25 protein-coding genes and 1 other RNA gene are annotated in these 26,395 nt (G+C 42.8%); 8 read left to right on the forward strand and 18 right to left on the reverse strand.

Annotated features, from left to right (window positions below; translation table 11 throughout):
- Position 1 precedes the first annotated feature (1 nt).
- From BMY62_RS03490 to queF, 5 genes are all read right to left on the reverse strand, one after another.
- Complete coding sequence (locus BMY62_RS03490) at positions 2–1,411, reverse strand: DegQ family serine endoprotease (protein ID WP_090656695.1); 1,410 nt, start codon at positions 1,409–1,411, stop codon at positions 2–4.
- A gap of 236 nt (positions 1,412–1,647) precedes the next feature.
- Positions 1,648–2,628 (reverse strand): MucB/RseB C-terminal domain-containing protein, encoded by a 981-nt coding sequence (locus BMY62_RS03495; protein ID WP_090656698.1) that lies wholly within the window; start codon positions 2,626–2,628, stop codon positions 1,648–1,650.
- A complete protein-coding gene (locus tag BMY62_RS03500) occupies positions 2,625–3,242 on the reverse strand; it encodes a sigma-E factor negative regulatory protein (protein WP_090656702.1) in 618 nt (205 codons plus the stop codon). The genes BMY62_RS03495 and BMY62_RS03500 overlap by 4 nt, the downstream gene beginning before the upstream one ends.
- A 1-nt stretch (position 3,243) precedes the next feature.
- Positions 3,244–3,843: an RNA polymerase sigma factor RpoE gene (gene rpoE, locus BMY62_RS03505; protein WP_090656705.1), complete on the reverse strand. Its 600-nt coding sequence runs from the start codon at positions 3,841–3,843 to the stop codon at positions 3,244–3,246.
- A gap of 458 nt (positions 3,844–4,301) precedes the next feature.
- Complete coding sequence (queF, locus tag BMY62_RS03510) at positions 4,302–4,721, reverse strand: preQ(1) synthase (protein WP_090656708.1); 420 nt, start codon at positions 4,719–4,721, stop codon at positions 4,302–4,304.
- A 79-nt stretch (positions 4,722–4,800) separates the two neighbouring features.
- Here queF and smc point away from each other — a divergent pair, with 79 nt between their 5' ends.
- The 6 genes from smc to ssrS all read left to right on the forward strand — a co-directional run bounded on the left by smc (position 4,801) and on the right by ssrS (position 10,797).
- Entirely contained in the window at positions 4,801–8,391 is a 3,591-nt protein-coding gene (gene smc, locus BMY62_RS03515; protein WP_090656711.1) for a chromosome segregation protein SMC, read from the forward strand.
- Positions 8,392–8,473: 82 nt separating this feature from the next.
- Positions 8,474–9,658: a cell division protein ZipA C-terminal FtsZ-binding domain-containing protein gene (locus BMY62_RS03520; protein WP_090656715.1), complete on the forward strand. Its 1,185-nt coding sequence runs from the start codon at positions 8,474–8,476 to the stop codon at positions 9,656–9,658.
- Positions 9,659–9,750: 92 nt separating this feature from the next.
- Positions 9,751–9,990, forward strand: a complete 240-nt coding sequence (locus tag BMY62_RS03525) for a CDGSH iron-sulfur domain-containing protein (protein ID WP_090656718.1) — start codon at positions 9,751–9,753, stop codon at positions 9,988–9,990.
- Positions 9,991–10,071: 81 nt separating this feature from the next.
- Positions 10,072–10,269 (forward strand): hypothetical protein, encoded by a 198-nt coding sequence (locus tag BMY62_RS03530; RefSeq protein ID WP_090656721.1) that lies wholly within the window; start codon positions 10,072–10,074, stop codon positions 10,267–10,269.
- Positions 10,262–10,558 carry a cell division protein ZapA gene (locus BMY62_RS03535; RefSeq protein ID WP_090656724.1) on the forward strand — a complete coding sequence of 99 codons (297 nt, stop codon included), beginning with the start codon at positions 10,262–10,264 and terminating at the stop codon, positions 10,556–10,558. The genes BMY62_RS03530 and BMY62_RS03535 overlap by 8 nt, the downstream gene beginning before the upstream one ends.
- Before the next feature lie 62 nt (positions 10,559–10,620).
- Positions 10,621–10,797, forward strand: a non-coding RNA gene (gene ssrS / locus BMY62_RS03540) — 6S RNA.
- Positions 10,798–11,082: 285 nt separating this feature from the next.
- On the opposite strand, the gene BMY62_RS03545 is transcribed toward ssrS, so the two are convergent.
- From BMY62_RS03545 to BMY62_RS03590, 10 genes are all read right to left on the reverse strand, one after another.
- Entirely contained in the window at positions 11,083–11,739 is a 657-nt protein-coding gene (locus tag BMY62_RS03545; RefSeq protein ID WP_090656726.1) for a thioredoxin domain-containing protein, read from the reverse strand.
- A gap of 308 nt (positions 11,740–12,047) precedes the next feature.
- Positions 12,048–13,346: an adenylosuccinate synthase gene (locus BMY62_RS03550; RefSeq protein WP_090656729.1), complete on the reverse strand. Its 1,299-nt coding sequence runs from the start codon at positions 13,344–13,346 to the stop codon at positions 12,048–12,050.
- Between the two features lie 22 nt (positions 13,347–13,368).
- Complete coding sequence (locus BMY62_RS03555; RefSeq protein ID WP_090656731.1) at positions 13,369–14,535, reverse strand: ATP phosphoribosyltransferase regulatory subunit; 1,167 nt, start codon at positions 14,533–14,535, stop codon at positions 13,369–13,371.
- A 33-nt stretch (positions 14,536–14,568) separates the two neighbouring features.
- A complete protein-coding gene (locus tag BMY62_RS03560) occupies positions 14,569–14,754 on the reverse strand; it encodes a DUF2065 domain-containing protein (protein ID WP_090630125.1) in 186 nt (61 codons plus the stop codon).
- A gap of 281 nt (positions 14,755–15,035) precedes the next feature.
- Positions 15,036–15,908, reverse strand: a complete 873-nt coding sequence (gene hflC / locus BMY62_RS03565) for a protease modulator HflC (RefSeq protein ID WP_090656732.1) — start codon at positions 15,906–15,908, stop codon at positions 15,036–15,038.
- Entirely contained in the window at positions 15,909–17,090 is a 1,182-nt protein-coding gene (gene hflK / locus BMY62_RS03570; protein WP_090656733.1) for an FtsH protease activity modulator HflK, read from the reverse strand.
- Between the two features lie 54 nt (positions 17,091–17,144).
- Entirely contained in the window at positions 17,145–18,299 is a 1,155-nt protein-coding gene (hflX, locus tag BMY62_RS03575) for a GTPase HflX (protein WP_090656734.1), read from the reverse strand.
- Positions 18,299–18,544: an RNA chaperone Hfq gene (hfq, locus tag BMY62_RS03580; RefSeq protein ID WP_090630139.1), complete on the reverse strand. Its 246-nt coding sequence runs from the start codon at positions 18,542–18,544 to the stop codon at positions 18,299–18,301. The genes hflX and hfq overlap by 1 nt, the downstream gene beginning before the upstream one ends.
- 287 nt (positions 18,545–18,831) lie before the next feature.
- Positions 18,832–19,827 (reverse strand): cytochrome-c peroxidase, encoded by a 996-nt coding sequence (locus BMY62_RS03585; protein WP_090656735.1) that lies wholly within the window; start codon positions 19,825–19,827, stop codon positions 18,832–18,834.
- Between the two features lie 232 nt (positions 19,828–20,059).
- Positions 20,060–20,557, reverse strand: coding sequence for an RNA pyrophosphohydrolase (locus BMY62_RS03590; RefSeq protein WP_090656739.1), 498 nt, complete (start codon positions 20,555–20,557; stop codon positions 20,060–20,062).
- Between the two features lie 224 nt (positions 20,558–20,781).
- On the opposite strand from BMY62_RS03590, the gene BMY62_RS03595 reads away from it, so the two are divergent.
- Together BMY62_RS03595 and BMY62_RS03600 are read left to right on the forward strand one after the other, a co-directional pair.
- On the forward strand, positions 20,782–22,491 hold the full coding sequence (locus tag BMY62_RS03595) for a proline--tRNA ligase (protein ID WP_090656742.1): 1,710 nt from the start codon (positions 20,782–20,784) through the stop codon (positions 22,489–22,491).
- Positions 22,479–23,075: a lytic transglycosylase domain-containing protein gene (locus BMY62_RS03600; protein ID WP_090656745.1), complete on the forward strand. Its 597-nt coding sequence runs from the start codon at positions 22,479–22,481 to the stop codon at positions 23,073–23,075. The genes BMY62_RS03595 and BMY62_RS03600 overlap by 13 nt, the downstream gene beginning before the upstream one ends.
- Before the next feature lie 28 nt (positions 23,076–23,103).
- On the opposite strand, the gene BMY62_RS03605 is transcribed toward BMY62_RS03600, so the two are convergent.
- The 3 genes from BMY62_RS03605 to pssA all read right to left on the reverse strand — a co-directional run bounded on the left by BMY62_RS03605 (position 23,104) and on the right by pssA (position 26,262).
- Positions 23,104–23,556 carry a TlpA family protein disulfide reductase gene (locus BMY62_RS03605; protein WP_090656755.1) on the reverse strand — a complete coding sequence of 151 codons (453 nt, stop codon included), beginning with the start codon at positions 23,554–23,556 and terminating at the stop codon, positions 23,104–23,106.
- Between the two features lie 162 nt (positions 23,557–23,718).
- A complete protein-coding gene (locus BMY62_RS03610; protein WP_090656758.1) occupies positions 23,719–25,251 on the reverse strand; it encodes a 2-isopropylmalate synthase in 1,533 nt (510 codons plus the stop codon).
- Positions 25,252–25,482: 231 nt separating this feature from the next.
- A complete protein-coding gene (pssA, locus tag BMY62_RS03615; protein ID WP_090656759.1) occupies positions 25,483–26,262 on the reverse strand; it encodes a CDP-diacylglycerol--serine O-phosphatidyltransferase in 780 nt (259 codons plus the stop codon).
- Positions 26,263–26,395: the final 133 nt, after the last annotated feature.

Genomic DNA, 26,395 nt, shown 5'->3' on the forward strand with positions numbered 1-26,395 from the left:
ATTATTCGTCGTTAATTAATTTCATAGTGATAAAGGTCGTCAGATCACCCCGTTTGACCAGCAAGGCAATATTGCGCCCGCCTTCCACTTTTTCCAGCAACTGATTAAACTGTTTAACACTTCCAATATCTTTACTGTTAAAACCTAAAATAATATCGCCTTTGCGCACACCTGATTGGCTTGCAATTCCTGGTTGTATATCCTCCACCAGCAGACCATTCTCTATTTCCAGTTGCTTTTTCTGCTCATCAGTCAATTCACTCAGCACAAGTCCCAGACGATTGGATTTGTCGGTTATTTGATTTTGTTTACTTTGAGAATGCTGGTCTGATTCCTCGGTAGGAATTTCCCCCACTTTCAACTGAAGCATCTTGATGGAGCCATCCCGCCAGATTTTTACCTTTACTTTCGAGTCGGGCGCTGTATTTCCAACAATGCGCGGCAAATCAGCAGAAGCCTCAACTTCCTCACCGTTGAAAGACAAAATAATGTCACGCGCCTGTACACCGGCAACATCTGCTGGACCATTTTTTTCAACTGAAACAACCAGTGCCCCACGTGTATCGGACAAACCAAATGAATCGGCTAATTCCTTTGTTACCTCTTGTATTAGCACACCGATTCTTCCACGCCGAACGACCCCGGATATTTTAAGCTGGTCTGCTATATCTGTTGCAACATTGATCGGTATGGCAAATGACAGCCCCATAAATCCGCCTGTTCGACTGTAAATCTGTGAATTAATACCAACCACTTCACCATGCATATTGAATAGGGGGCCACCGGAATTACCCGGATTAATGGCAACATCAGTCTGAATAAAAGGCACATAATTTTCCTGCGCCAAAGACCGCCCTTTTGCACTGACAATACCGGCTGTAACACTGTTTTCAAAACCAAATGGCGATCCAATCGCAACCACCCATTCTCCGACTTTGAGTTTTTCCGGATCGCCTCGATTAACAGTTTGTAAATTTTCGGCGTCAATTTTTATCAACGCTATATCAGTTTTTTTATCGGTACCGATCACGTCACCGATAAATTCACGTTTATCATTCAATTTGACGGTAATTTCCTCCGCTGATTCAACGACATGCGCATTTGTCAGAATATAACCATCAGCACTGATAATAAAACCGGAACCCATTGATCTTGGCTCGGATCTTCTGGGTGTTGCAAATGGCTCCATGTGTCGTCTGAAGAATTCGTAAAATGGTGAATCCTTGGGAAGGTTTGGGATCTCAGGAAAAAATTGTGTAACTGCATTCTGCTGTGACTGCGTTGTACTAATATTAACGACGGTCGCACCGTATTTTTCCACGAGACCTGTAAAATTCGGCAACTCACTCGTTTGAGCATAAACAATCCCTGTGGCGACAATTAACCACATCCCTATTAAGTTACGCACCATTATTATTAACCTCTGTATTTCCATCATATTTAAGCTATGTATACCATAAACTAGTTTTTTCTATAAAGTAAAGAAACGGGTAGTTCATTACATTTCCCGCCCGGCTGCTGAAAGTGATAACAGGCATATCCTACTTGAACCGCCAATAAAAAAGCGCTTACATAGCGCGATTCATAGCAAGTGTATTTTGCTTCACGTATTGTCGAAACAACGACAAATCGTGACAGGAGTTATCTTCATTGTTGTGCAAACACAGCATCACCAATTAACTTAATCGTGTTTAGCGGAACTTCTCCCACAGTTGTTATTTTGTTGTTCTCCAGTTCGCGCACGTATATATTTATCGCGCCACGACTTGAATAGAAACCCGGAACCGGAGGGGTATCATCTGTCTTGACTGGTTCTATAAAAATAGACACGGTAGCTATATCATCGGATAGAACAATATGATCAATCATCGTGCTTTTTCCCGCAAGCTTACGTCTCATTTCAGCAAGCTTTTCAAACCCTGCAGGTAATTCTCCTAATCGCCATTTCAGTTCACCTTCATCCAGATGTACCGTCGTTAAATCTACCTGCTTCCAGTTTTGGGTTGATATTGATTCTGTACTCAGCGACTCTTCGTCAATATCTTTACCGATTTTCAGCTGCGCGAACGCATATTGTTCAACGATATCTTCTTTGTCTATCACAGCGGCTTTCAGCAGCAGGCCGCTGTCAATATCAATCCAGAATTTGTGCCCATATCGCAAGTTATCTTTTGGTATCAGTTTTATAATCTGGGCGTCATAGCCTGCGATACGCTCCTGTCCATCAATCTCCATATTATAATTATCACGAATTCGCTCTGTTGGATGCGGCAGCAGATCCGGAAAAAATTTTCTAAACCAGCGTGTTTCGGTATAGACTTTCTTACTGCCCGGCATGTAGCACTTCATCTCATCGTTGTAGCGATAAACAATACGCGCCATGCCATCCAAAACTTCTATTTTGTCATACTCATCATCATGATCCACGCGATGCGTGATTTGTGATGTTTCTATATGACCATCGGCATAATATACAAAGGTTCCGTGATAATTTTGTTGACGCGGTGCTTCAGCGATTCTCTGTAACCAGTCGTATGCACGTGCATGAGACTGGGTATTAGGTTCAGCGCCAACCGCCTGGAATGTCAGTACAAACAACAAAAAAACAGGTAATACAGGGTTTTTCATCTACCATATTGATCATGGAAATTATCGTGAGCGCCAGTCACTGGATAAATATAGGCTGATTGACTGCCATATTTGGCCTGTCCAGAAGATAATTCTTTATAATGGTTTTGGAAATTATGATAAAAAAGATAGTTGTTCATTTCCTCTGCTGAAGTATTTGGATATGGATGAGTAACCTGATAAGGTCGAGCAGTTTGTGGGTGAGACACCAGCATTGAACCTGAACCCACAGTTCTATCAGTCTCTATTTGGCTGCCTGATTGTTCCGCCACAACGACTGGTTGCGTTTGCAGGTATACATCATGCATGACAAACCATGCAGTTACCATTGCAACTACCGATGCTGCTGTTGCAAATGCAAATACTTTTGCTTTGGAATTTCTGTGAGTGGGTTTGTTGGGTGAAAGTACTGTAGGTTCTGTTTCAAGTTGTTGTCTGACACGATCGGTAAGGTCTGTTGGCGGAGTATCCGGTTGCCTAAGGATATCACCGATTAAATGAAAAGTTTCCCAATCCTGATGCAATTCCTGGTTCTTTTTGAGTGCTTCAATTATTTTACTGGCATCAGAGCCAGTGAGTTCACCATCCATTAATTCGGAAACCTTGCTTTTCACTTTACCACCTCTTATCTTTGCTTGTACCCAGTAGCGGGCGTAATTTCTCAGATATTGCTTCACGCGCTCTAAAAATACGCGAACGTACTGTACCTATCGGGCATTCCATGATGTTCGCGATTTCTTCATAACTCAGTCCTTCTATTTCTCGCAATATGATTGCAGTTCTTAACTCATCTGGCAATTCTTCCAGCGTCTGGTTCACTGTTTGAGCAATCTGTTTACTCATCAGTTCACTTTCAGGCGTATGCATCTCACGCAAAACGCCGCCTTCTTCATAATTTTCAGCTTCGTCACTATCAATGCCCTGCAAGGTCGGCGCTTTTCTACCTTGAGACACCAGATAGTTTTTAGCGGTATTAATACCTATTCGGTACAACCAAGTGTAAAAGGCGCTGTCACCTCGAAACGAAGGCAGTGCCCTGTAGGCTTTGATAAAAGCCTCTTGCACGACATCTTCAACTTCGGACGAATCCCGTATGAACTGTGATAGTAAACGTGTCAACTTGCGCTGATATTTAGCTACCAATAAGTCAAACGCCCGCTTATCGCCATTTTGTACCCGCTCCACTAATTGCTGATCGATTTCACGATCGCCCATCCTGCCTGATCCTTGCGCATTAAGAATTAATAAAACTGCTTTAATTGCAACATGGCTTTGATTAAAAGCCAGCGGGATCAAGTATACCTATTCAAAAGGATCACGAAAACCAATTAGCTACTTTATTGAAGACAACAAACCAAGTGCAATAGTTCATTGATCATCCGCTACAACTGAAAACTCATGCCAAATTCCTAACGGAATTCATGCATATAGTATTGCAAGTATTATTCGGAACACCCAGCTATTCAACCGCTTGAGATAGTTCTGCTACTAACATTGAGACATTACAATCATAATAATAGCGCAAAAAATTATTAAATACCTCTCACATAATTACTGTAGCTCTGTGCGCCGTACTATGTGGATTCAGCAGGTGCGGAAATGGCTATTGCCGTTTATTTCTGTCTGAATCCACAATCTTCATGTAGTGATTACTGCAATATAGTATGAATCCGTCATTTCCTTGTGCTTGATTGCTCATCACAATGATGCAGTGTTATAAGCGGCTGCGGCGTCCAGCCAGATTTTTGATGATCAGCAATCACATTGGTAAATATACCACCACGCACGAAAAAACGTGCAGCCAAACGGATATATCTCGGTTTTAACACACCTACAAGGTCTTCAAGTATCCGGTTAGTCACCGCTTCATGGAAAGCAGCTTCGTCTCGATATGACCAGATATATAATTTGAGGCTTTTAAGCTCGATACATTTTTTATCTGGAATGTAATCCAATGTCAAAGTGGCGAAATCAGGCTGACCGGTTTTAGGGCATACACACGTAAACTCTGGTATCTCCATATGAATTTGATAATCCCTTTTAACGAAAGGATTGGGAAATGTTTCAAGCTGCTTGCTGGGTTTAGTTGACATTCAACATTCTCTTATTACGATTAATTCAGTTACAATAAAACAAATATCGCTACCCGCAGTTTCGCATGCAGTACGCGCTATGGAATTATCCTATTATAACTGTATCCAGCTCAATAAATTGCGTCTTACTAAAATCAAACTTGCCGGCTTTAAATCATTCGTTGAACCGACTGCTATTCCGGTAAACAACGATCTGGTTGGTATTGTAGGCCCCAACGGCTGCGGCAAATCCAACATTATAGATGCTGTACGCTGGGTACTGGGTGAATCCAAAGCGTCGGCACTACGCGGCGAATCCATGCAGGATGTTATTTTCGGTGGCACTGCGCAACGAAAACCTGTTGGCCGGGCCAGTGTCGAATTGGTATTTGATAACAGTCAGGGCAAAGCAATCGGTGCCTGGTCCGGTTACTCGGAAATTGCCATAAAACGCATTATTCAACGAGAAGGCAATTCGAATTATTACATCAACAATATTCATGTCAGGCGCCGCGATGTAGCCGACCTTTTTCACGGTACCGGTATCGGTGGCCGCGGTTATGCCATCATTGAACAGGGCATGATTTCACGCATCATAGAGGCGAAGCCTCAGGAATTAAAATATTTTCTTGAGGAAGCAGCGGGCATCTCCAAATATCGTGAAAGAAGACACGAAACAGAATTAAGGCTTGCTGATACTCGCAAAAACCTTACTCGCATTGAAGATATCCTCAGTGAACTTAACAAACAGATAGATCACCTAAACAGTCAGGCTGAGATCGCCTGCAAATACAATTCACTCAAGCAGCAGCTGCAAAAAACACAACAAATACTCTGGCTACAACAAAAAAATGAAGTCATTAACAAGCGTCAGCGCTTAGATAAAGAAATTAAGGCAGAAGAACAAGCACTAGAAACGGAAATCACTTCAACACAATCCTGCAGAGCCCAAAGGGAAACAGCACGTACACACGAACATCAACTTGGTGAAGAGTTGCATGAGCTGCAGGGAAGGTTATATGCCGCCAACGCAGATAAAGCCCGTATCGAACAGGAAATAACGCAATTTCATAAAAACAGGGAACGACTTGCAGTCCAGATACTTGATCTAGAAAAACAGATCACCCGAAATCGACAGCAGATCGACACTGCTAAAGACAACCTGAAGCACTGGCATGAAGAAAGTAATCAGGCACAGGCCTTGCGCGAAACCAGTATGCAAATCTGCCAAGCAGAAAATGACAACCTACCCGAATCAGAGCAAGCTTATGATCAATGTCAAAAAGCATTCGATTCACTTCAACAAAAGCTAATCATGGCTGAAAGAGCCGATAGCCTGAAAAGAACCCACATTCAGCATGCAAACAGAATGATTCAGCAACTCCAATCGCGCAATAATCGCTTGCTTACAGAATTCAATACGCTGCCAGCCCCTGATCACGAGACAATACAAAACCTTGAACTGAATTCTGAAAAAATACGCGACCAGTTAAGCCAGGCAGAAAAAACATTAAAGCAGACAAATACCGATTATTCATTAGAGAGTGCCCGTAAAGATAAAATCGCTTCACAAGTAAACGAACTTCAAAAAAAAATATCCCATTTACAGGCCCAATTTAATGCGCTGCACAATTTACAGCAAAAGATTGAAAATAATGATGCGCTAAAAGATTGGTTACACAAACATAATCTGGAAACTCAGCCGCGCTTATGGCAGTGCATATATATCGAGAAAGATTGGGAGAATGCACTTGAGTCCATTTTACGCGAACGCCTCAACAGTCTGGGATTTGCGCAGTTGGAATTTGTCCACAACTGGAAAAATGATATCCCTCCGGGAAAACTGTCTATCTTTGAGTTCCGTCAGCATGAAGACCATAATAACGCTGATCATCCGGATTTTCCTGCCAATCGTAAAAACTGGCGAGCTTTGGCAGGCTTTTTGTCGTGCAGCGATCAATCTATCGAGCCAGTCCTTAATGAATGGCTCAAACACGTGTTTGCTGTAGATCATATACATGACGCCATTCAGCAAAGGGGCCATCTTAATTCAGATGAAAAATTTGTCACACCTGAGGGTCACATTATTACCCGCAGCAGCATCAGCTTTCATTCTCCAGAATCACAGCTACATGGCGTTCTGTCCAGGCAGCGTGAACTCGACCAAATACAAACTGAAATAAATGCGCTGGAAAAAAAACTGAAAGTTCAGCAGTCATTTCTTGATCAGTCCTCGACAAACCTGGATAAGCTCTATGAAGCCACTCAAGCGGAGCGCACACGCTTGCAGCAACTGACACAGCAACAGCATCGTTTGCAGCTTGAAAAAACAAAACTCTCTCAAATTCATCAACAGGTCGAACAACGTAAAAGCATGATCACGAAAGAGCTTGCAGAGATCGATCAGGAGCTGGTCACAGAAACTACTCAAAAAACACATGCCGAAACACAATTATCAGATCTCCAGAGCCAAATCGAAACCACAAGGCAACAAGTTGATTCAGCAAAAAATGCATTGGCAATTGCCCGCCAACAGCTTGCAGACCGTCAGTTAAAAATTCAAAACTACAACAAAAAAATTCAGGAAGCAGTTTTTAACGAAAAAATATGTCAGAATAAAATCAGTGATATATTAAATTCAATCAAAACATGTGAAGCGGAAATTACACATCTCTCTGCAAAGCACAATCAAGTATTATCGGAGAAAAACGGGCAGGACGACTCGCTGCTAACAAATCAACTACATGAATGCAGGTTACAAAGCACGGCCCTGGAAAAAAGCGTTACGGAGAGGCGCAATCAGCTAGATATTGCTAGAAAACAGATTCAGACGATTGAAAACATGCTGATGGCTTCGGAACAAAAACAAACAGCAATACGAGAATCATTGAGCAAGCTGCACTTAAAAACACAGGAATACAATCTGCTGGAAGAACGATATGCAGAGCAACTCAGCGAATCTCAGGCGGCTGAAGCTGAATTGATGGAATTCGTAAATCAGAAAAGCATATCCGCTTTGCAGGCCGAGATTAATCAAATCAACAAACAAATAACAGCGATGGGTACTGTCAACCTCGCGGCGATTAAGGAGCTCGAAGCTGCCAGTCAACGTTCAGACACGTTAAACACTCAGGTCCGGGATCTTAAAGAAGCCATGAACATCCTTGAAGATGCCATCGACCAAATCGATCAAGAAACCAGGAAACGTTTGCAGGAAACTTTCCATGCGGTAAATCACAATTTAAACGAAATTTTTCCAGTTATATTTTCTGGTGGAAAAGCCGAGCTGATTCTTTGCGAAGGTACAATACTCGAATCTGGATTGATGTTGACCGCACAACCCCCCGGCAAAAAAAACAATTCGCTGCACCTGTTATCCGGCGGTGAAAAAGCACTTACCGCATTAGCACTGATCTTTGCATTATTTCGTTTAAAGCCAGCCCCTTTCTGTTTGCTGGACGAGGTTGACGCACCCCTTGATGATGCAAATACGACACGCTTTTGCGAACTGGTTAAAAAACTGTCACAACAGACACAGTTTTTGTTTATCAGTCATAATAAAATTACAATGGAAATTGCGCAGCAGCTAATCGGCATTACAATGCAGAATCAAGGAATCTCCAGTGTTGTTGCTGTAGATATTGCAAATGCTGTAAATCCGGTCAGAAACAAGGAGACTGCACTTTCATAGTAGTAAAAGTTTCACCCGGCAGCCATGAAAATGATTGCCTTTTCAGGAATATTCATGTGTATCGAGATGTTAAGGAAATAGTATGGATTTATTGAATATGAGCGACTTACAAGTCAGTTTGATTTTTATCGGCATAGTTATCATTGTCGGCGTTGCTATTTTTAACTGGGTACAACAAATACGTTACCGACGTAAAATTGAATCAACCCTGGATCATCAACATGACGATGCTCTATTTAAAAAAAACAATGACCACAAACAGCGTGAACCGCACAAAAGAATAGAACCAGAACTCGGTCAAGGCTTCTTTTCAAACAATCCATCCCCGCCCCAACATTCCCTAATCGACGAGCCAGACAATCTCTCTGGAGATAATAGCTTGCAAATCGACAGCCCCGAAATTGAAACATCTTCTTCGACAGAAACTTTACCTACTGCAGACGTATATGATAGCCGTTCAAATTATGTTGTTATCATATCTGCAGACGAAATAATTCCCGGTGACGAACTAAACAAGCTTATACAAAGAAAGTATGAATTCAGCAAGCCTCTGATTTGGCTTGGAAGAAGACAAAAATCCAGCACATGGGAGGAAATAACTGCGGGAGCAACGGCTGAGAATTCAAATTATATCAGCCTGAAAGGCTGTCTTTTATTGGCAGATAGATCGGGGCCGATCAGAGAAATCGATCTATCGAAGTTTCGGGACACGGTACAGGATTTTGCTTCGCACATCAGAGCCAATGCCGATTGCCCTGATATCGTAAACGCCCATGAACAGGCTATTGTTCTCGATAAATTTTGCGCTGATGTCGATGTGATGATTGGCATCAATATTATCAGCAAAGATAACGGTGCTTTTGTCGGTACAAAAATCAGAGCACTCGCAGAAGCTTCCGGCTTTAAGCTCGAAGCCGATGGTATTTTCAAATATCGTGACGAAAATAATCATGTTTTGTTTACACTTACAAATTATGAATCGGACTCATTCAAACCGGAGAAAATGAAAACAATTACCACGCACGGCGTTACCTTTTTACTGGATGTGCCTCGGGTGGCCAATGGTGAAAAGGTTTTTGATCAGATGACACATCTGGCAAAGATTTTTGCCAATACACTTGGGGGTATTATGGTCGATGACAACCGCGTCCCGCTTAGTGAGAATGGGCTTGCCAGAAGCAAACAGCAGCTGGTTAATATTCAGGCCTCCATGAAAGAAAATAATATTGTCGCTGGCGGCTCCAATGCTTTGCGTTTATTCAATTGAGAGACTGTCCTGATTTACAAACCTATTACATAAACAAATATCCACCCGTCTGAATAAACCGAATACCGTATCAATTAAACTGGAGCACGTATATGAACCAAGAAAGTAAAAAAACCTTTTCACCGATCGAAGTTCAGTTGGAAGCAAGCAAGCAATACTTTTGGTGCTCATGCGGTCGCAGCCAATCACAGCCATTTTGTGATGGATCGCATAAAAATACGACTTTTACACCCAGAGCTTTCTCCGTCAATGAAAATAAATCGGCCTGGCTTTGTACATGCAAAAAAACAGGTAATGCACCATTCTGTGATGGTACACACAACAAACTATAGTGGGTGTGGTAGACTTGAAGTAATCTCTATTATCGAATAGTCTTACCTGAGCATCGTCTTGCAGATCTTCCTTGGATATTCATGGACTCAGAACTCAAATTTCTAGCGGAGGAAGTCGACCGGCTCATACGTCAGTATCAGGAGATCTGCATTGAAAATACAAAGCTACGTCAGCAGCTTGCAGAAACCAGTGCCAGGAACGAAAAATTAACAGAAAAAATTCATATTGCCAGCAGTCGTCTGGAAATCCTTTTACAGCATCTACCTGATCATGAATAAGGAAGATATTCTAAAAGTCACAATCATGGGACGCGAATTCAATATCAGCTGTTCCGAGCAAGAACGCTCCGAACTGTTATTAGCTGCAGAATTACTGGAAAACAAAATTCAAAAAATCAGGCAGGAGGGCAAAATGATTGATTCTGATCGAATTGTTATTGCCGCTGCACTGAGCATAGCGCACGAATTGCTTATTCTGCGCCAATCAAGCGGCTTTGACATTGACGAGATTAAGCGTAGAATAGCTCATATTCGTAAAAGAATTAATGATGTATTGATTAAGAAATAGCTTTAACGCTTGATAATCAGTGTATTTAATAGTAATCAAGCATTTATCTGTTTAATAAAAATAGCTCCCTGCTATGCGCGTTTAAGGCTGAAATTCTTTGAACCAATTATCAAATTTGGTTGTTGACTAAAGTGGTGCTGGTGTGCGAACCTGTACGGGTTTGCCTGAAGTACCCGGGAGACGACCACCTTGAACCATCAGGTTCAAGATGATGGTCTGACGGCATCTGCGGGGAGCCCCCTTTTATTTATTTTAATCTGTATCTATTTTACAGTTAGATCGTTGTTTTAAGAGTCTGAATTATATTCAGGCACAGATTAAACAACACATTCTCCGCTTCTATTCATTTCATTCTTCCCTGACAGCTCAGGGCCGGCGAACTGAATCATGCAAAATACTGGCAGGAAGACGATTTTTCAAAACTACCGATTTATCTGGTACTCTATCAATATCATATTGATAGTACTAGCATGAAAATTTATGCACTTACTAAAGTTAGTTGCTGGCTCTGATATTCAGCGTATTCAATTTTGGGCCAAAAGCTGTTCAATGGCTGACTGTTTATGAGCCACTTGACCAAATGACACATCCTGTAGCATTCCTTTTCTGTCAAACAAAATAGCCGAGGGCGTCCCTTGTAACGAGAAACGCTCAAATGTTTCAGCTTTCATATGTTTTTGTTCAAGAAAAGTCTGGATTTGATTCTTGATTGCCTGCTGTTGATCCTCTTGCAACTGATCAAATTGCCCCAGTAATTGTCGCGCGTAGGCCAGCACACGTTCTTCTGTTACTGGCTCATTATCCGGCTCTATCCGGTCCATACCCACTGCAAAAGGAAGTTTCCATGGCAGTTTGGAATGATCAACCAGCAAACCGCGTTGATTGAGTGCTTTAAATGTTTCCCCGATCACTTCTCCGGTTCCAACGAGCAACCGAAGATTCTCCAATGTATTTTTATCATAATCTTCAAAAGCAGTTGCCAGGGCAATTATTACAAGACCGTGGTCACTATATTTCTCATGGAGCTGTATTGCATTCGGAAGCGCATACAAAAAACAACCAGGACAATTTACCTGAAAAACCTCAATCAGTACTACGGAGCCCAGTAAATCCTCCATCTTTGCCGGACCGTCTTGCACCCATGTGTCGACTGCTACATCAGTAAGGATTAAATTATTCATGTATATTTACTCTAGTAAGAGAGATTCTCAGAAAAATGAACGTTGCCAGGAATTGGTGTAAATGAAAACTTAGCAGGATTAATGGACTGTTACGATTGAATCCAAATAACACTTAAAATATTTCGAGAATCGATATAACCGCCTGCTCAGATTCAAACTCAAAATGAATTGGATGCCGGTTAGCCAGTTTCAACCATATTTTCCATTATGTTGATACTCCATTGATCTACAATTATTGCCACGTGCTCAAATACCAAAGGCTATACTGGAAAAAATGCCCCTAATGAAACTGTGGCGCATTCTCCCGGTTATTCAAATGGATGACGTAGAACAATGGTATCCTTTCGATCCGGACCTGTAGAAATCATGTCAATCGGCGTCTGACATATGTCTTCAATTCTCTTTAAATAATTTTGAGCCGCTTTTGGTAATTGGCTAAAATTCTGGATACCACCTGTCCCGGCTGACCACCCCGGAATCGCCTCATAGATTGGCTCGCATTGGTGCAGATCATCCGCACCAACCGGCAACACATCAGACTGTTGACCATTACTCAGTCGGTAGCCAACACAGATATTTAATACCTCTACACCGTCCAGTACGTCTAGCTTGGTCATACACAGCCCTGTGACACCATTAATCTGTATTGATCGCCTCATTGCAACAGCATCAAACCAACCACAGCGCCTTGGACGACCGGTCGTCGAACCAAACTCATGGCCGCGTTCAGCCAAGCGATGGCCAATTTCATCCTCCAGTTCTGTTGGAAACGGACCGGAGCCAACACGAGTTGTATAGGCTTTAGTAATACCTAGCACATAATGCAGCATCTGTGGACCAACCCCACTCCCGGCTGCTGCTGCTCCAGCTGTACAATTACTGGAAGTTACAAAGGGGTAAGTACCATGATCAATATCTAGCAGCGTGCCCTGGGCACCTTCAAACAATAAATTATCACCAGCCTTACAAGCATCAAATAAAAGTTGAGGTATGTCTGCAACCCACGGTTTTATGCGCTCTGACTGCATAATCAAATCATCCAGCGTTTTTTGAAAATCGACTATAGATGCATTGAAATAGTTTTTTAAAACAAAATTATGATAATCCAATACTTCACCAAGTTTTGCTGCAAGACGGTCTCTATGAAACAAATCCTGCAACCGTATTGCACGACGTGCGACTTTATCTTCATAGGCCGGACCGATACCACGTCCGGTTGTACCAATTTTACTAACACCCCTGGCACGCTCGCGGGCATGATCAAGTGCGGTGTGACAAGGTAATATAAGTGGACATGCTTCGCTGATACGTAATCGACCATTGATATCAACATCCATCTGCTCAAGCATATCTACTTCTTTTAATAGCGCTTCAGGCGACACAACGACGCCATTTCCTATGTAACAGATCACATCATCGCGTAAAATTCCTGACGGAATCAAATGCAAAATTGTTTTGTTTTCGCCAATTACTAGTGTATGACCCGCATTGTGACCGCCTTGAAAACGAACAACACCTTGGGCATGGTCTGTCAACCAATCAACAACTTTCCCTTTGCCCTCATCTCCCCATTGTGTGCCAATCACAACAACATTTTTAGTTACCATACAAAATCTCTAGATTCATCCTCTAATTTTCAATGAATTCAATCTGCTCTACATTCCACGTACCGTTATGCATAACAAGCCGTCTATCGCAATTCAGGGCAATTTCTGATTGCCCCGGTAATTCTATGATGACAATATGTCCTTCTTGACGTAAACGCGCTATTATCGAATTCAATTCCTTGTCTTTTTTGTTATAGGGAGCACTTATACCCTTCGGATATGATTTTTGCTCAACAAGCCTGGACAACTCTCGCAAATCCATGCTGAAGCCCGTAGCAGGCCTGGCTCTTCCAAATGCCTTACCAATCTCATCATATCGCCCACCCAGTGCGATGGCATTCGAACAACCTCGTGCGTATGCGGCAAAAACCATGCCGGTATGATAGTGATACCCTCGCAAATCTGCCAAATCAAAGGCAACGGTCTCAACAATCGGCTGCAGTTCTTCACTGATCCACTCGAGCTGATCAATAGCTGATAAAATCTCATTCTGCGAAGGCAAACGCTTCTTTGCCTCCCGCAAAATTTCCATACCACCATATAATTCGGGTAGCAGCAACAATGCCTCCCGTGTACTTTGTTTAAGTTTACGACAAATTTCTTTTAACGCTGAGATATCCTTTGCCTGCAATACTGTAAACAATTCAGCTTCCATCTCTGATGAAATATTGGCATTTTTGATAATTCCTCTAAAGACTGCCACATGTCCAAGATCCAGATGTACTTGGTTCAATCCGGCAATCGCAAGACATGCCAACATCAATTGCTGGATTTCAATATCACTTTCCATTCCACCATGACCGTATAGCTCTGCCCCAATCTGCAACGGTTCACGTGTTTGTGTCAGACTGATTGGTACTGTATGCAACACGCTGTTTGCATAACAGAGCCGAGTTATACCATCACAGTTTAATAAATGCGCATCAATTCGCGCTACTTGTGGGGTCATATCAGCACGCAAACCCATCATTCTGCCACTGAGCTGATCAATTACCTTGAACATTTGCAGACTCATGTCGCTTCCACTACCGGTCAACAAAGATTCCTCATATTCAAGTAAAGGCGGAAAAACCTGTTGATAGCCATGGAGCAGCAGCAAATCAATAATGCGCCTTCGCATCGTTTCAATATGCAACGCCTCTGCAGGCAGAATATCTTCAATATACTCAGGCAGTAGCCAATTACGCATGGTAAAACTATAGAAATGAGTAAAATGGAAAAATCAGCTTAGTATCAAAAACAACGCCAACCCTATGAGCATTGATGTCAATCCAATAAATCGAATCTGTCCATCATGGATCTCTGTTAATTTCTTGAATGTCTCACGCCAAATACGTGGTGAAATAAACGGTAACAAACCTTCTAGAATCAGCATAAGTGCAAATGCCATCAGAAAAGTCTCAAACATATAACACTTCCCCTCACCAAACTCAGTATATTTGAAATTTATAGGATTATTACGCTGTAAAAAAACAAAAGCGCCGCAAATGGAAGTAAAACTATCTTCTTCAGCGAGCGCCTTTTGTTTTATTGATACACTGATTTAGGCTAAAAACTAATATACCAATAATCAGATTCACTATTCTGACACGATCGTAATTACTGTCACAACGAAGCAACAGGTTTAGCTATCGAATCAGTAAAGCTTGTATGCAAACTGTCTCTCAACAAAATTTTTGCCATCATGTATCAATTGCTGGTCGGATCTTTAAGATACTTGAAAAATTCTGATTTAGGTTCCAATACCATCATATCGTTTTTATGCTTAAAGGTATTTTTGTAGGCATCCATACTACGCCAGAATGAATAAAATTCAGCATCTTGTTCAAATGCACCCGCATAGATCGCGGCTGCTTCCCGGTCTCCCTCACCCATAGTTGTCTGGGCCTCCCGGTAGGCTTCTGCCAAAATGACCTCACGCTGGCGGTCTGCGTCAGCACGAATTTTTTCTGATTCGGCTGCACCCGTCGAACGTAGTTCATTCGCTACACGCTTACGTTCAGCCTCCATTCTGCGATAGACAGACTCACTTACTTCCTGTGGCAAATCTACACGTTTCAAGCGTACGTCAACCACCTCTACGCCAATGGTTCGTGCATCGACATCAGCTTTCTGACGCATGATCTCCATGATCACGTCTCTTTCACCAGATACCACGTCGTGAACCGTTCGATTACCAAATTCGTCACGCAAGCTTGCATTGATCGTCTGTGCCAGACGAATCTGCGCCAGGCTTTCATCACCACGCACACTGATAAAATATTGTTTCACATCGATGATACGCCACTTCACAAACAGATCCACAAGAACGTTCTTTTTCTCCGAAGTAATAAAGCGCTCCGGTTCCTCTGAGTCCATCGTTAAAATACGTTTTTCAAAAAAGCGTACATTTTGTGCGACTGGGATTTTAAAATACAACCCGGGTTCAGTTTTGACATCGACAACCTCACCCAGTTGAAACAAAATAGCCTGTTGTCGTTCATCGACAATATAAATTGCAGAGGTAGCCAGTAAAAAGCCCACGACTACAACGCCCATTAAAACTGATGTAAAACTCTTCATTTATCTCATCTCCCTTTCGCGTCCACGAAACGACTCGCGCGACCGGACACTATTGTCTGTCATCGTCTCAGGTACCATGGATGATTGTGTTGTGTTCTTTGCTGGCGACGCTGTTGAGGATGAGCCGCTGCCAATTAACTTGTCCAGAGGCAAGTACAACAAATTACTGCCACTTTGCTGATCAACCATAATTTTACTGGTGCTGGACAATACCTGCTGCATCATATCCAGATAAAGACGCTCACGAGTCACACCCGGGGCCTTGCTGTATTCCTGAAGAATTTGTTCAAAACGGCTCGCATCACCTTTTGCACTTGAAACAACACGCGCTTTATAACCTTGCGATTGTTCGATCAAGCGTTCAGCTTCACCTCGCGCCCTTGGTATTACGTCATTAGCATATGCCTGACCTTCATTCTTTTGGCGCTCCCTGTCCTGACCAGCTTTAACAGCATCATCGAAGGCTGCCTGAACCTGTTCTGGCGGCTGCGCATTCTGCATTGTTACTCTACTGATTGCTATACCGACCTGGTAGCGATCAAGAATCTCCTGCATCAGAACTGTTGCAGCCGACGCAACCTGCTCGCGACCCTCGTAAAGAACATAGTCCATTTTACTTTTACCGATGATCTGCCTGATCGCCGTTTCAGCGGCCTGTAGTACGGAATCGTCCGGGTCTCTATTATTGAACAGAAATTTTTCTGGATCATTCAAGATATACTGTACAGCAAACTGGATATCAATAATATTCTCATCGTCAGTCAGCATCAGTGACTCGCGTAAAACTTTACTTCTGACATTATTACGATAACCGATTTCTACCGTACGAACCTGACTGACATTAACAAGCTCAACTTTCTCAATCGGATATGGCAAATGCCAACGCAAACCAGCTGGAGTCGTATTGACATATGCACCAAAACGCAAAACCACACCTCGGTGACCTTCGTTGACAATATAAAACCCACTGGCCACCCAGACAACAAGCAATAAACCCAGGATCAGAATGATACTACCGCGGCTGTGCTGCTTTGGTTCCTTACCTCGTGGACCGCCGCCTTTGCCTTCTTTAGAACCAAATATGTTATTAATCTTTTTATTAACGTTACGTAAAACCTCATCCAGATCAGGTGGCCCGGAATCACCTTTGTTTTTTCCCCATTGAGGATCATTTAAACCCATAATTCTTCCTGTTTCATTTGTTTAAAATTAAATCAAACCACAGCACTTCCGCGCTCAATTAATACAGCCCGCCAGCGTCTTATTCATTGATTCAACTTCTTTCGAAAGTGCCTCAGACAATGCCTGTCTAATAAAATCAAGCCCCTCTCCCGTTTTAGCACTTAGTCGTATGCGCGATATTCTATCATATTCATCCCGCATAAAACCTACGCACTTTTCTTGCGAATCGCATAAATCAATTTTGTTATACACCATAATTTGGGGAATTTCGTCTGCTCCTATTTCCGCCAAGAGTTTATTTACTTCTTCTATCTGCTCATCTTTATTTGGACTACAAATATCCACGACATGCAACAATATGTCGGCCTCTACAGTCTCCTCAAGTGTTGCCCGAAATGCTGCAACCAGTGTATGAGGTAAGTCTCGAATAAACCCTACTGTGTCCGAAATGACAACCGGGCCGCGTTCAGGAATGAACAGTTTTCTCGTTGTTGTATCCAGTGTCGCAAACAATTGATCCGCTGCATATGTTTCTGATCGCGTCAGTCGATTAAATAAAGTTGATTTGCCTGCATTGGTATAACCTACTATGGAAACCGACAAAACTTTTGATCGTCTCCTAGAACGGCGTTGGACTTTGCGTTGACGTTCCAGATTCACTAACTTTTCCTTAAGCAGTTTGACACGCTTTCTCAATAAGCGACGATCTGTTTCCAGCTGTGTTTCTCCTGGTCCACGCAGACCGATACCACCTTTTTGTCGTTCTAAGTGAGTCCAGCCACGAACTAAACGTGTTGCCAGGTGTTCTAGCTGCGCGAGTTCAACCTGCAATTTCCCTTCGTGACTTTTGGCTCTCTGCGCAAAAATGTCCAGTATCAAACTGGTACGATCAACTACTGGGCAATCCAGCTGCTGCATCAGGTTACGTTGCTGTGCAGGACTGAGATCATGATTAAAAATTACCATATTGGCACCAGCACTTGCGAGCAGCTGCTCAATTTCTGCAACTTTTCCGCTGCCTACATATGTTTTCGCATCGGGACACATACGTTTTCCTTCAACGACAGCACATACTGTAATCTGATCACTGGCTGCAAGCTGCTGCAGCTCTTGCAGGCGCTCATTACTCATACCGTCACCAAAGTCAAGATTGACTAAGATCGCGGCATTCTTGTTTCGTGTATGTTGAATACCTGACCTGTCAGGCATTAAGTATCTCTCGATTCAGGAACTTCAATAGGCAAGGTCACTGCTCTCGCAGGTACGACAGTTGATATAGCATGTTTATATACCATTTGTGTCACCGAATTTTTTAATAACACAACATACTGATCAAAAGAGTCAATATGTCCTTGCAATTTAATGCCGTTCACTAAATAAATCGATACAGGTATATGTTCTTTACGCAAAATATTCAGAAACGGATCCTGCAATAACTGGCCCTTGGTACCCATGCGTGGCTCCCTGTTTTAATTATTAATTATAGGAGTAATGACTCTACTTGATTTTGATATGCAAATCCAGTACCCCTGATACTTTTCAGAATACTAGTTTTTCTTAGCAAGTCATTAGCACCTCAATATAATTAAAAAGCGTAAGGCTAAAATGATTCCCAGCCCGGTTAAACAAAGCAATAGCAATGTTATCAAGATAGCCAGGCTGATTAAACAGCCTGGGAAAGACTAACTAACTGATAAAATAGTTTACTTCCTTTTCTGAAACAAACCAAGTCATTTAATCCCTAAAATGGCTGGGGTCTTGGTGTATCGTTATTGGATGGTGGAAGAATAGGTAATTTAATATCAGGTTGTTCACCTGTGAGCGTTTTCAGGAAGGCGACAATGCTGTCGATCTCTTTTTTATTGAAATCACGGTCGAGCTGTAGCTTGCCCATTATTTTAACAGCTTCCTCAAGCGTCCAAACCGCACCGTCATGAAAATAAGGATAAGTCAGTTCGATATTGCGCAACGTTGGTACTTTGAAAACATTTAAATCCGTGTCTTTGCCGGTTACAGCCTTACGACCCTCAATTTTACTATCTGTTTCGTACGGATGATGAACACCAAGTTTTTGGTAGAGCGCTCCGCCCACAGCTGGACCATTGTGACAGCCTGTACAACCACTGCTCTTGAACAGCTTATACCCATCGAGTTCTTGTTTATTAAGTGCGTTTTTGTCCCCTTCAAGCCATTTATCGAAGCGCGACCCAGGGGTAACCAACGTTTCCTCAAATGCAGCAATTGCGGTCGTCACCCGGTCGATATCAACCTTATCCGAGCCAAAAGCCTTTTCAAATTTTGCCCGATATTGTGGTATCGAATTTAAAACACTGACAGCCAGTTCATGTGTAGAAGCCATCTCCCCTGGATTCGCGATTGGTCCACCAGCCTGCTCTTTCAAATCTTTAGCGCGCCCATCCCAAAACTGCGCAAGATTCATGCTTGAATTCAACACTGTTGGTGCATTAATAGGTCCCTCCTGCCAGGCATGACCTATCGATGTTGGAATATTATCTGTTCCACCCATGCTCAGATTATGGCATGAGTTACAGGATATCCAGCCTGATTTGGATAGGCGCGGATCAAAAAACAACATTTTACCTAACTCTACAAGAGCAGGATCTTTTGGTGTAACAGCCTTGATTGGTTGAATTGGCTCGTTTGAAGCAGACACAGCGGACGAAACGACAAGCGTGCTGATTAACAGCATCGATGTCATCAGTATACGTATCATCATCGATAATCTCCCTTAAATTCCTTCGGCTAAAAAGGGCGCAGCCGATTACGCCTAAAAAAACTTCAGTGGGAACTCAATAAAAAAGGAGCATGATTCTGCCCCTGTTCTCTTGTTATTGACCTGCATATCCTTAAAGCAAAGGATACGCATGACAAGTTTTTCCATTTCTAAAAACTTTTTCGACCCATACACACAAACCTACTATAACCAGAGCAAACATCTCGGAGCATCGCTATTTATCAGTCGTGTTCTCCACGTTAACAGACAACAAGCGAGACAGCTCCGTCAATGCCTGCTTATAGACTTTACGTTTAAACTCAACTACGGAATCAAGTTCTACCCAATATTGGTTCCACCGCCAGGCATCAAACTCGGGATGAGCGCTTTTACGCAAAGACACATCACTGTCCTTGCCAATCAGTCGCAACAAATACCAGATCTGCTTTTGTCCTTTGTAATTCCCACGCCATTCGCGTCTGATCCATTTTTCTGGCACCTCGTAACGCAACCAATCTCGAGTACGGCCTACAATCCTGACATGGTTGGGAAGCAAACCAACCTCTTCGGCCAATTCCCGATACATAGCCTGCTCAGGGCTCTCTCCCGACTTTATGCCCCCTTGTGGAAATTGCCATGAATTTTGCCTGATTCGTTTTCCCCAAAACACCTCATTTTTCGAATTAAGCAAAATAATGCCGACATTTGGGCGATATCCATTACGGTCAATCATGCAAACAATCCATCTGCCCCATTAAAATATAATGTGGATTTTTTCATACTTTGGTGCAGATTAAAAGTATCATTCAAACAGCAATAGATTAAACCGACGCAATAAACATTCATTCTATGTGAAATCAGGAATAATTCCTTTGTTACAAACAAGAAAGAGTATTTATACCTGAAAATATAATTCACGGTAGAATTGCTTCCTTTTTAATCATAATGGAATCTGGCATGCGCGTCTCGCAATTTTTTATTTCCACGCTTAAAGAAGCACCTGCTGAAGCCGAACTTATCAGTCACAAGCTGATGCTACGCGCAGGGTTGATCAAACGACTTGGCAGCGGCCTATATACTTGGATGCCGATCGGCCTGAAGGTTTTGCGGAAAATCGAGTCTATCGTCCGCGAAGAAATGAATCGAAGTGGGGCTATCGAACTGCTTATGCCAGCCATACAGCCCGCCGAATTATGGCAAGAATCAGGCAGGTGGGATGTTTTTGGTCCACAAATGTTAAAAATAAAGGACCGCCATGATCATGATTTTTGCTTTGGTCCAACCCACGAAGAGATTATTACTGATATTGCTCGTCGCGAGATCAGCAGTTATCGTCAACTGCCACTCAATTTTTATCAAATACAAACAAAATTCCGTGATGAAATAAGACCGCGTTTTGGGGTCATGCGAGCACGAGAATTTCTGATGAAAGATGCCTACTCTTTTCATGCCAATCCCACCAGCCTGGATGACACATATCAACTCATGCATGAAACTTATAACCGGATTTTTACCCGGCTTGGACTCAACTTCCGTTCTGTTTCGGCTGATCCAGGCGCTATTGGCGGAAGCGGGTCACATGAATTTCACGTCCTGGCAGAATCGGGAGAAGACATCATAGTATTTTGCCCTGACTCGGATTATGCCGCAAATATAGAACTCGCCACATCGCGTTTACCTGATGCAACGCCGGATGATCCAGTCGGTGAATTAAAAAAAATATCCACCCCAAATCAGAAAACATGCACTGAAGTTGCTGATTTTCTTGATATACCGATACACAAAACGGTTAAAACACTCGCAGTTTCTGCAAACGACACCCTGTATTTAATATTATTGCGAGGCGATCATCAGCTAAATGAACTCAAGGTTCGGAAAATACCTTTTTTAACTGGTTATGAGATGGCCGATGAAACAACCATCCTGAATGAAACCGGCACAATTCCAGGCTATATCGGACCCGTAGGATTAAAAACTACAGTTATTGCTGATACGGCAGTCATGGATATGAATAATTTTATCTGTGGCGCCAATGAAGAAGGTTTTCATTTCATCAATGTCAACTTTGGGCGTGATCTTGAGCAGCCCCGGCATGTATTTGATATTCGCAACGTAGCCGCAGGTGAGTTATCACCTGATGGCAAAGGAATTCTGGAAATCTGTCGAGGTATCGAAGTAGGTCACATATTCAAATTGCGCACAAAATATTCAGAGATGATGAAAGCACAATATCTGAATGAGCACGGACAGACCCAAAACCTTGAAATGGGTTGTTATGGCATTGGTATTTCTCGTATCGTTGCAGCGGCAATAGAGCAAAATAACGATGATCAAGGTATTATTTTTCCAGAATCCATGGCGCCGTTCCAACTGGCTATTATCCCCATCGGTATGCACAAAAGTGAACAGGTACGTTTCGAAGCTGAAAAACTTTATACGCAGTTTTTATGTTCAAGCATCGATGTATTGCTGGATAACCGTAATGAACGGCCTGGTGTAATGTTTGCCGATATGGAGTTGATTGGCATACCTCACCGGATCGTCGTCAGTGAACGCAGTTTAAAACAGGCATGCGTTGAATATAAAGGACGTACCGATCAAGAAGCACAAACAGTCGCCCTGGATGAAATCAACACTTTTATCAAAGCGAAACTATGTATCAATTAACTGCTACTCTTTTACTTTTACTATTTCCGATCACCGCATACGCCAACATTCAGCGTTATGAACACCTCATTATCAGCACGCAAATCTTCACACAAACAGAGATCAATGATATTGCAGTGACTAACCAGGAATATGCCAAGCTAGCGACAGACAATACATGGCTATCTGTAATGAGTGAACGCCTTAAACGCTTTAAACCAAATAAGGACGAACGCGAATCGTTTTTACGAACCGTTTATTATGAAGCAGCACGTGCCGGACTCGATCCACAGCTTGTACTCAGTGTAATTCAGGTTGAAAGCGGATTTAGGAAATATGCCATATCTCATGCCGGTGCGCGAGGATACATGCAAATTATGCCATTCTGGATTGAAACAATCGGGGAAGAAACGCATAACCTGTTTCATCTTCGTGTCAATTTAAGATATGGCTGCATGATACTCAGGCATTATCTCAACAAAGAAAACGGCGACTATTTCCGCGCACTCGGCCGTTACAATGGCAGTCTGGGACAAGCCACATACCCACAGCTTGTATTTAATTTATTACACAGTACCTGGCAATATTCACAACCAGCCATATAAACAAGGCGATCAATGTTCGACACGAACGTTATCTTGTGTTTATAAAATCCTCAATACTTTCACGCGTTACGATTCCTCGCTGACGAGCCGCAGGCCTTCCCTCAGGATCGAAAAAATAAGTACTTGGCAGCAGCGAAATATCATCCAGCTGTGAAGCCATTCGCCTGTTACCAAGTACTGTCGGATAAGTAATTTCCAAAGACCGGGCAAACTCCATTACCACAGCCGGATCAGTAAACTCCATGGCAACACCAATTACCATCACATCTTTACGGTCTTCATACAAAGCTATCAGGTCAGGAATTTCCTCCAGGCAGGGAGGGCACCATGTTGCCCAAAAGTTGACAATTACCCAGCGCCCCTTGTAGTCAGCCAGTGTATGAACCTTTCCGTCAGTATCTTTGAATTGAAATGCCTGTATTTCAATCGCGAGCAACAGCATCAGAAAACCACACGGAAAACTAAAAAACCGTCCAGACATGCGTCGTTACCTTTTAAGTATTAATCAAAACATCTACAGCTTGAAACAGTCAGCGCCATCGCGTCTCAATGTCTGTCCAGGAACACGTCTGGTCGTCATTTCGATTCTCATACTTCATTTTCAATTGTGGCGCTGTTACCAGCAATCTGGGAAAACGGCAACCTAAACCTGTGGATGCGCGCGTTCCAGCTTGCTATGCAATTTATTCAACGCACTCAAATAGGCCTTAGCAGAAGCTACGACTATATCCGTATCCGCGCCATGACCATTGACGATTCGATCAGATTTCTGTAAACGGACAGTCACTTCCCCTTGCGCATCGGTTCCACTGGTAATATTGTTAACCGAGAACAGCTGAAGCTGCGCTCCGCTTCTCAACAGTTTCTCTATGGCACAAAATGTCGCGTCAACCGGACCACTACCGTCCGATTCCGCCTGCATTTCATTACCATGATCGGAAATAACAATACAGGCATATGGAGTTTCACCCGTTTCGCAACGTATTTTTAAAGACAGCAGACGATACCGCTCCTGTGGCACAAGCGCCTCGTCCGACACCAACGCCTGCAAATCCTCATCAAAAATTTCATGCTTTTTATCTGCTAACTCCTTAAATCGCATAAATGTATTGTTCAGCACTTCCTCAGATTCCAGCTCAATACCGAGCTCTTTTAATCGGCTACGAAATGCATTACGACCGGAGTGTTTACCGAGTAGCAATTTATTTGCTCCCCAACCCACGTCTTCTGCTCGCATGATTTCATAAGTTTCACGATGCTTTAATACACCATCCTGGTGAATGCCGGATTCGTGCGCAAAGGCATTGGCACCCACAATCGCCTTATTGGGCTGCACAGGAAAACCCGTAATACCTGAAACCAGCTTACTGGCTGGCACGATGTGTTTAGTGTTGATTTTAGTATCACACGGAAAGTAATCCTGGCGTGTTCGAACGGCCATTACGATTTCCTCCAATGATGCGTTGCCAGCGCGTTCACCAAGCCCGTTGATGGTGCACTCAACCTGGCGCGCTCCATTCAATACTGCTGATAATGAGTTTGCGACAGCGAGCCCAAGATCATTGTGACAGTGGACGGAAAAAACAGCCCGGTCCGAATTGGGTATCTTTTCACGTAATGTACGGATTAATTTGCCAAATTGCTCAGGCATGGTATAACCAACAGTATCCGGAATATTAATTGTTTTAGCTCCAGCCTCGATAACTTTCTCAATGATTCTGCATAAAAAATCGATTTCAGAACGTCCCGCATCTTCTGGTGAAAATTCGATATTGTCGGTATATTCGCTTGCCCATTTGATTGCTTTAACCGCTTGCTCTATCACCTGCTCTGGCGACATGCGCAGCTTATTTTTCATATGGATGGGAGACGTCGCTATGAATGTGTGAATACGCGAAGGTCCGGTATTATTAAGGGCATCCCCTGTTCGTCTGATATCGGCTTCTATCGCACGTGCCAAACCGCAAACTATACTTTCCTTGACCGATTCGGCCACAGCCCTGACCGCCTCAAAATCACCATTAGACGCTGCAGGAAAACCTGCTTCAATCACATCTACACCCATGTGCTCCAGTTGCCATGCAATGCGCACCTTTTCTTCTTTTGTCATGGAAGCACCTGGGCTTTGCTCACCATCGCGCAATGTCGTATCAAAAATAATCAAATGTTCTTGCATCTATAGCTCCGCTTCTGGAAGAAATATCATACTCGGGATATAAAATCCGCTCAGTTGGATTTTATAAGTTTGAAACAAAAAGGAGGGATTCTAGATATTCAGCGCACAAGGCGCAGCAGCCACCAAAATTCTAAAGAACCAGGCAACAGGGCAAGGAGATAATTAGGATATGAAAACGGTATACACATCATAATGCAGGAATATAAATACTTTTTTTATTTTGTGCAATAGTTATGATGATAAATCCGAAGAATCATTTTTTTTTCTGCTCTTACCGAACCGCCATACTTTGATTATATATCCCGACAACGCATAGCCCAAAAACAGACAAAATAACACCACAGGCGGATGACTTGGAATTAATACAAAAAAGAACAGCAACAGCAGCAAAATTGTAACAAACGGCACTCTTTTTTTCAGATTGATATCTTTACCGCTGTGAAAAGGAATATTACTGACCATGGTCAAACCGGCGAACAGAGTCACAATTAACGCAAGCCATTTGATATCAGTTCCAGACACCTGAAAATCAAGCATCACCCATACCAGGCCCGCAATTAGGGCTGCGGCTGCAGGACTGGGCAGCCCTTGGAAAAACCGTTTATCAATGACATGAATATTGGTATTGAAACGTGCCAGTCTCAATGCCGCACAGGCACAGTAAATAAATGCCGCAATCCAACCCAGTTGCCCCATTTCTTTTAACGCCCATTCGTACATAATCAGTGCAGGGGCGACTCCGAATGAAACCATGTCTGACATACTGTCGTATTCAGCACCAAACTCGCTTTGTGAATGTGTCATTCTTGCTACACGGCCATCTAGACCGTCAAGCACCATAGCAATAAAAACGGCAACTGCAGAATGTTCAAAATTTCCATTCATCGCTTGAACAATCGCATAAAAACCGGCAAACAACGCTGCGGTTGTAAACAGATTGGGCAGCAAATAAATACCGCGACGGCGTAACCGAGATTGTGTCACGACAGGTTCGGGCTGAGATTCAGACATGTTGTGATTTCTCAGAAAAATAAAATAAAAATGCTATACCACGAATTATACGAGTGTCACGTGAATCAATATCAAACTCCTCTGATAGAAGATATGGATAAAACGGCCGATTTAGCAATACGTGTAACCCGAC

Source organism: Nitrosomonas marina (assembly GCF_900111605.1).
Taxonomy (GTDB): Bacteria; Pseudomonadota; Gammaproteobacteria; order Burkholderiales; family Nitrosomonadaceae; genus Nitrosomonas; species Nitrosomonas marina_A.

Bases quoted from the DNA above. Each gene is read 5' to 3' on its own strand.
- BMY62_RS03490 (WP_090656695.1), bottom strand. From the start codon at position 1,411: ATGGTGCGTAACTTAATAGGGATGTGGTTAATTGTCGCCACAGGGATT.
- BMY62_RS03495 (WP_090656698.1), bottom strand. From the start codon at position 2,628: ATGAAAAACCCTGTATTACCTGTTTTTTTGTTGTTTGTACTGACATTC.
- rpoE (WP_090656705.1), bottom strand. From the start codon at position 3,843: ATGGGCGATCGTGAAATCGATCAGCAATTAGTGGAGCGGGTACAAAAT.
- queF (WP_090656708.1), bottom strand. From the start codon at position 4,721: ATGTCAACTAAACCCAGCAAGCAGCTTGAAACATTTCCCAATCCTTTC.
- smc (WP_090656711.1), top strand. From the start codon at position 4,801: ATGGAATTATCCTATTATAACTGTATCCAGCTCAATAAATTGCGTCTT.
- BMY62_RS03520 (WP_090656715.1), top strand. From the start codon at position 8,474: ATGGATTTATTGAATATGAGCGACTTACAAGTCAGTTTGATTTTTATC.
- BMY62_RS03525 (WP_090656718.1), top strand. From the start codon at position 9,751: ATGAACCAAGAAAGTAAAAAAACCTTTTCACCGATCGAAGTTCAGTTG.
- BMY62_RS03530 (WP_090656721.1), top strand. From the start codon at position 10,072: ATGGACTCAGAACTCAAATTTCTAGCGGAGGAAGTCGACCGGCTCATA.
- BMY62_RS03535 (WP_090656724.1), top strand. From the start codon at position 10,262: ATGAATAAGGAAGATATTCTAAAAGTCACAATCATGGGACGCGAATTC.
- BMY62_RS03545 (WP_090656726.1), bottom strand. From the start codon at position 11,739: ATGAATAATTTAATCCTTACTGATGTAGCAGTCGACACATGGGTGCAA.
- BMY62_RS03550 (WP_090656729.1), bottom strand. From the start codon at position 13,346: ATGGTAACTAAAAATGTTGTTGTGATTGGCACACAATGGGGAGATGAG.
- BMY62_RS03555 (WP_090656731.1), bottom strand. From the start codon at position 14,535: ATGCGTAATTGGCTACTGCCTGAGTATATTGAAGATATTCTGCCTGCA.
- BMY62_RS03560 (WP_090630125.1), bottom strand. From the start codon at position 14,754: ATGTTTGAGACTTTTCTGATGGCATTTGCACTTATGCTGATTCTAGAA.
- hflC (WP_090656732.1), bottom strand. From the start codon at position 15,908: ATGAAGAGTTTTACATCAGTTTTAATGGGCGTTGTAGTCGTGGGCTTT.
- hflK (WP_090656733.1), bottom strand. From the start codon at position 17,090: ATGGGTTTAAATGATCCTCAATGGGGAAAAAACAAAGGTGATTCCGGG.
- hflX (WP_090656734.1), bottom strand. From the start codon at position 18,299: ATGCCTGACAGGTCAGGTATTCAACATACACGAAACAAGAATGCCGCG.
- hfq (WP_090630139.1), bottom strand. From the start codon at position 18,544: ATGGGTACCAAGGGCCAGTTATTGCAGGATCCGTTTCTGAATATTTTG.
- BMY62_RS03585 (WP_090656735.1), bottom strand. From the start codon at position 19,827: ATGATGATACGTATACTGATGACATCGATGCTGTTAATCAGCACGCTT.
- BMY62_RS03590 (WP_090656739.1), bottom strand. From the start codon at position 20,557: ATGATTGACCGTAATGGATATCGCCCAAATGTCGGCATTATTTTGCTT.
- BMY62_RS03595 (WP_090656742.1), top strand. From the start codon at position 20,782: ATGCGCGTCTCGCAATTTTTTATTTCCACGCTTAAAGAAGCACCTGCT.
- BMY62_RS03600 (WP_090656745.1), top strand. From the start codon at position 22,479: ATGTATCAATTAACTGCTACTCTTTTACTTTTACTATTTCCGATCACC.
- BMY62_RS03605 (WP_090656755.1), bottom strand. From the start codon at position 23,556: ATGTCTGGACGGTTTTTTAGTTTTCCGTGTGGTTTTCTGATGCTGTTG.
- BMY62_RS03610 (WP_090656758.1), bottom strand. From the start codon at position 25,251: ATGCAAGAACATTTGATTATTTTTGATACGACATTGCGCGATGGTGAG.
- pssA (WP_090656759.1), bottom strand. From the start codon at position 26,262: ATGTCTGAATCTCAGCCCGAACCTGTCGTGACACAATCTCGGTTACGC.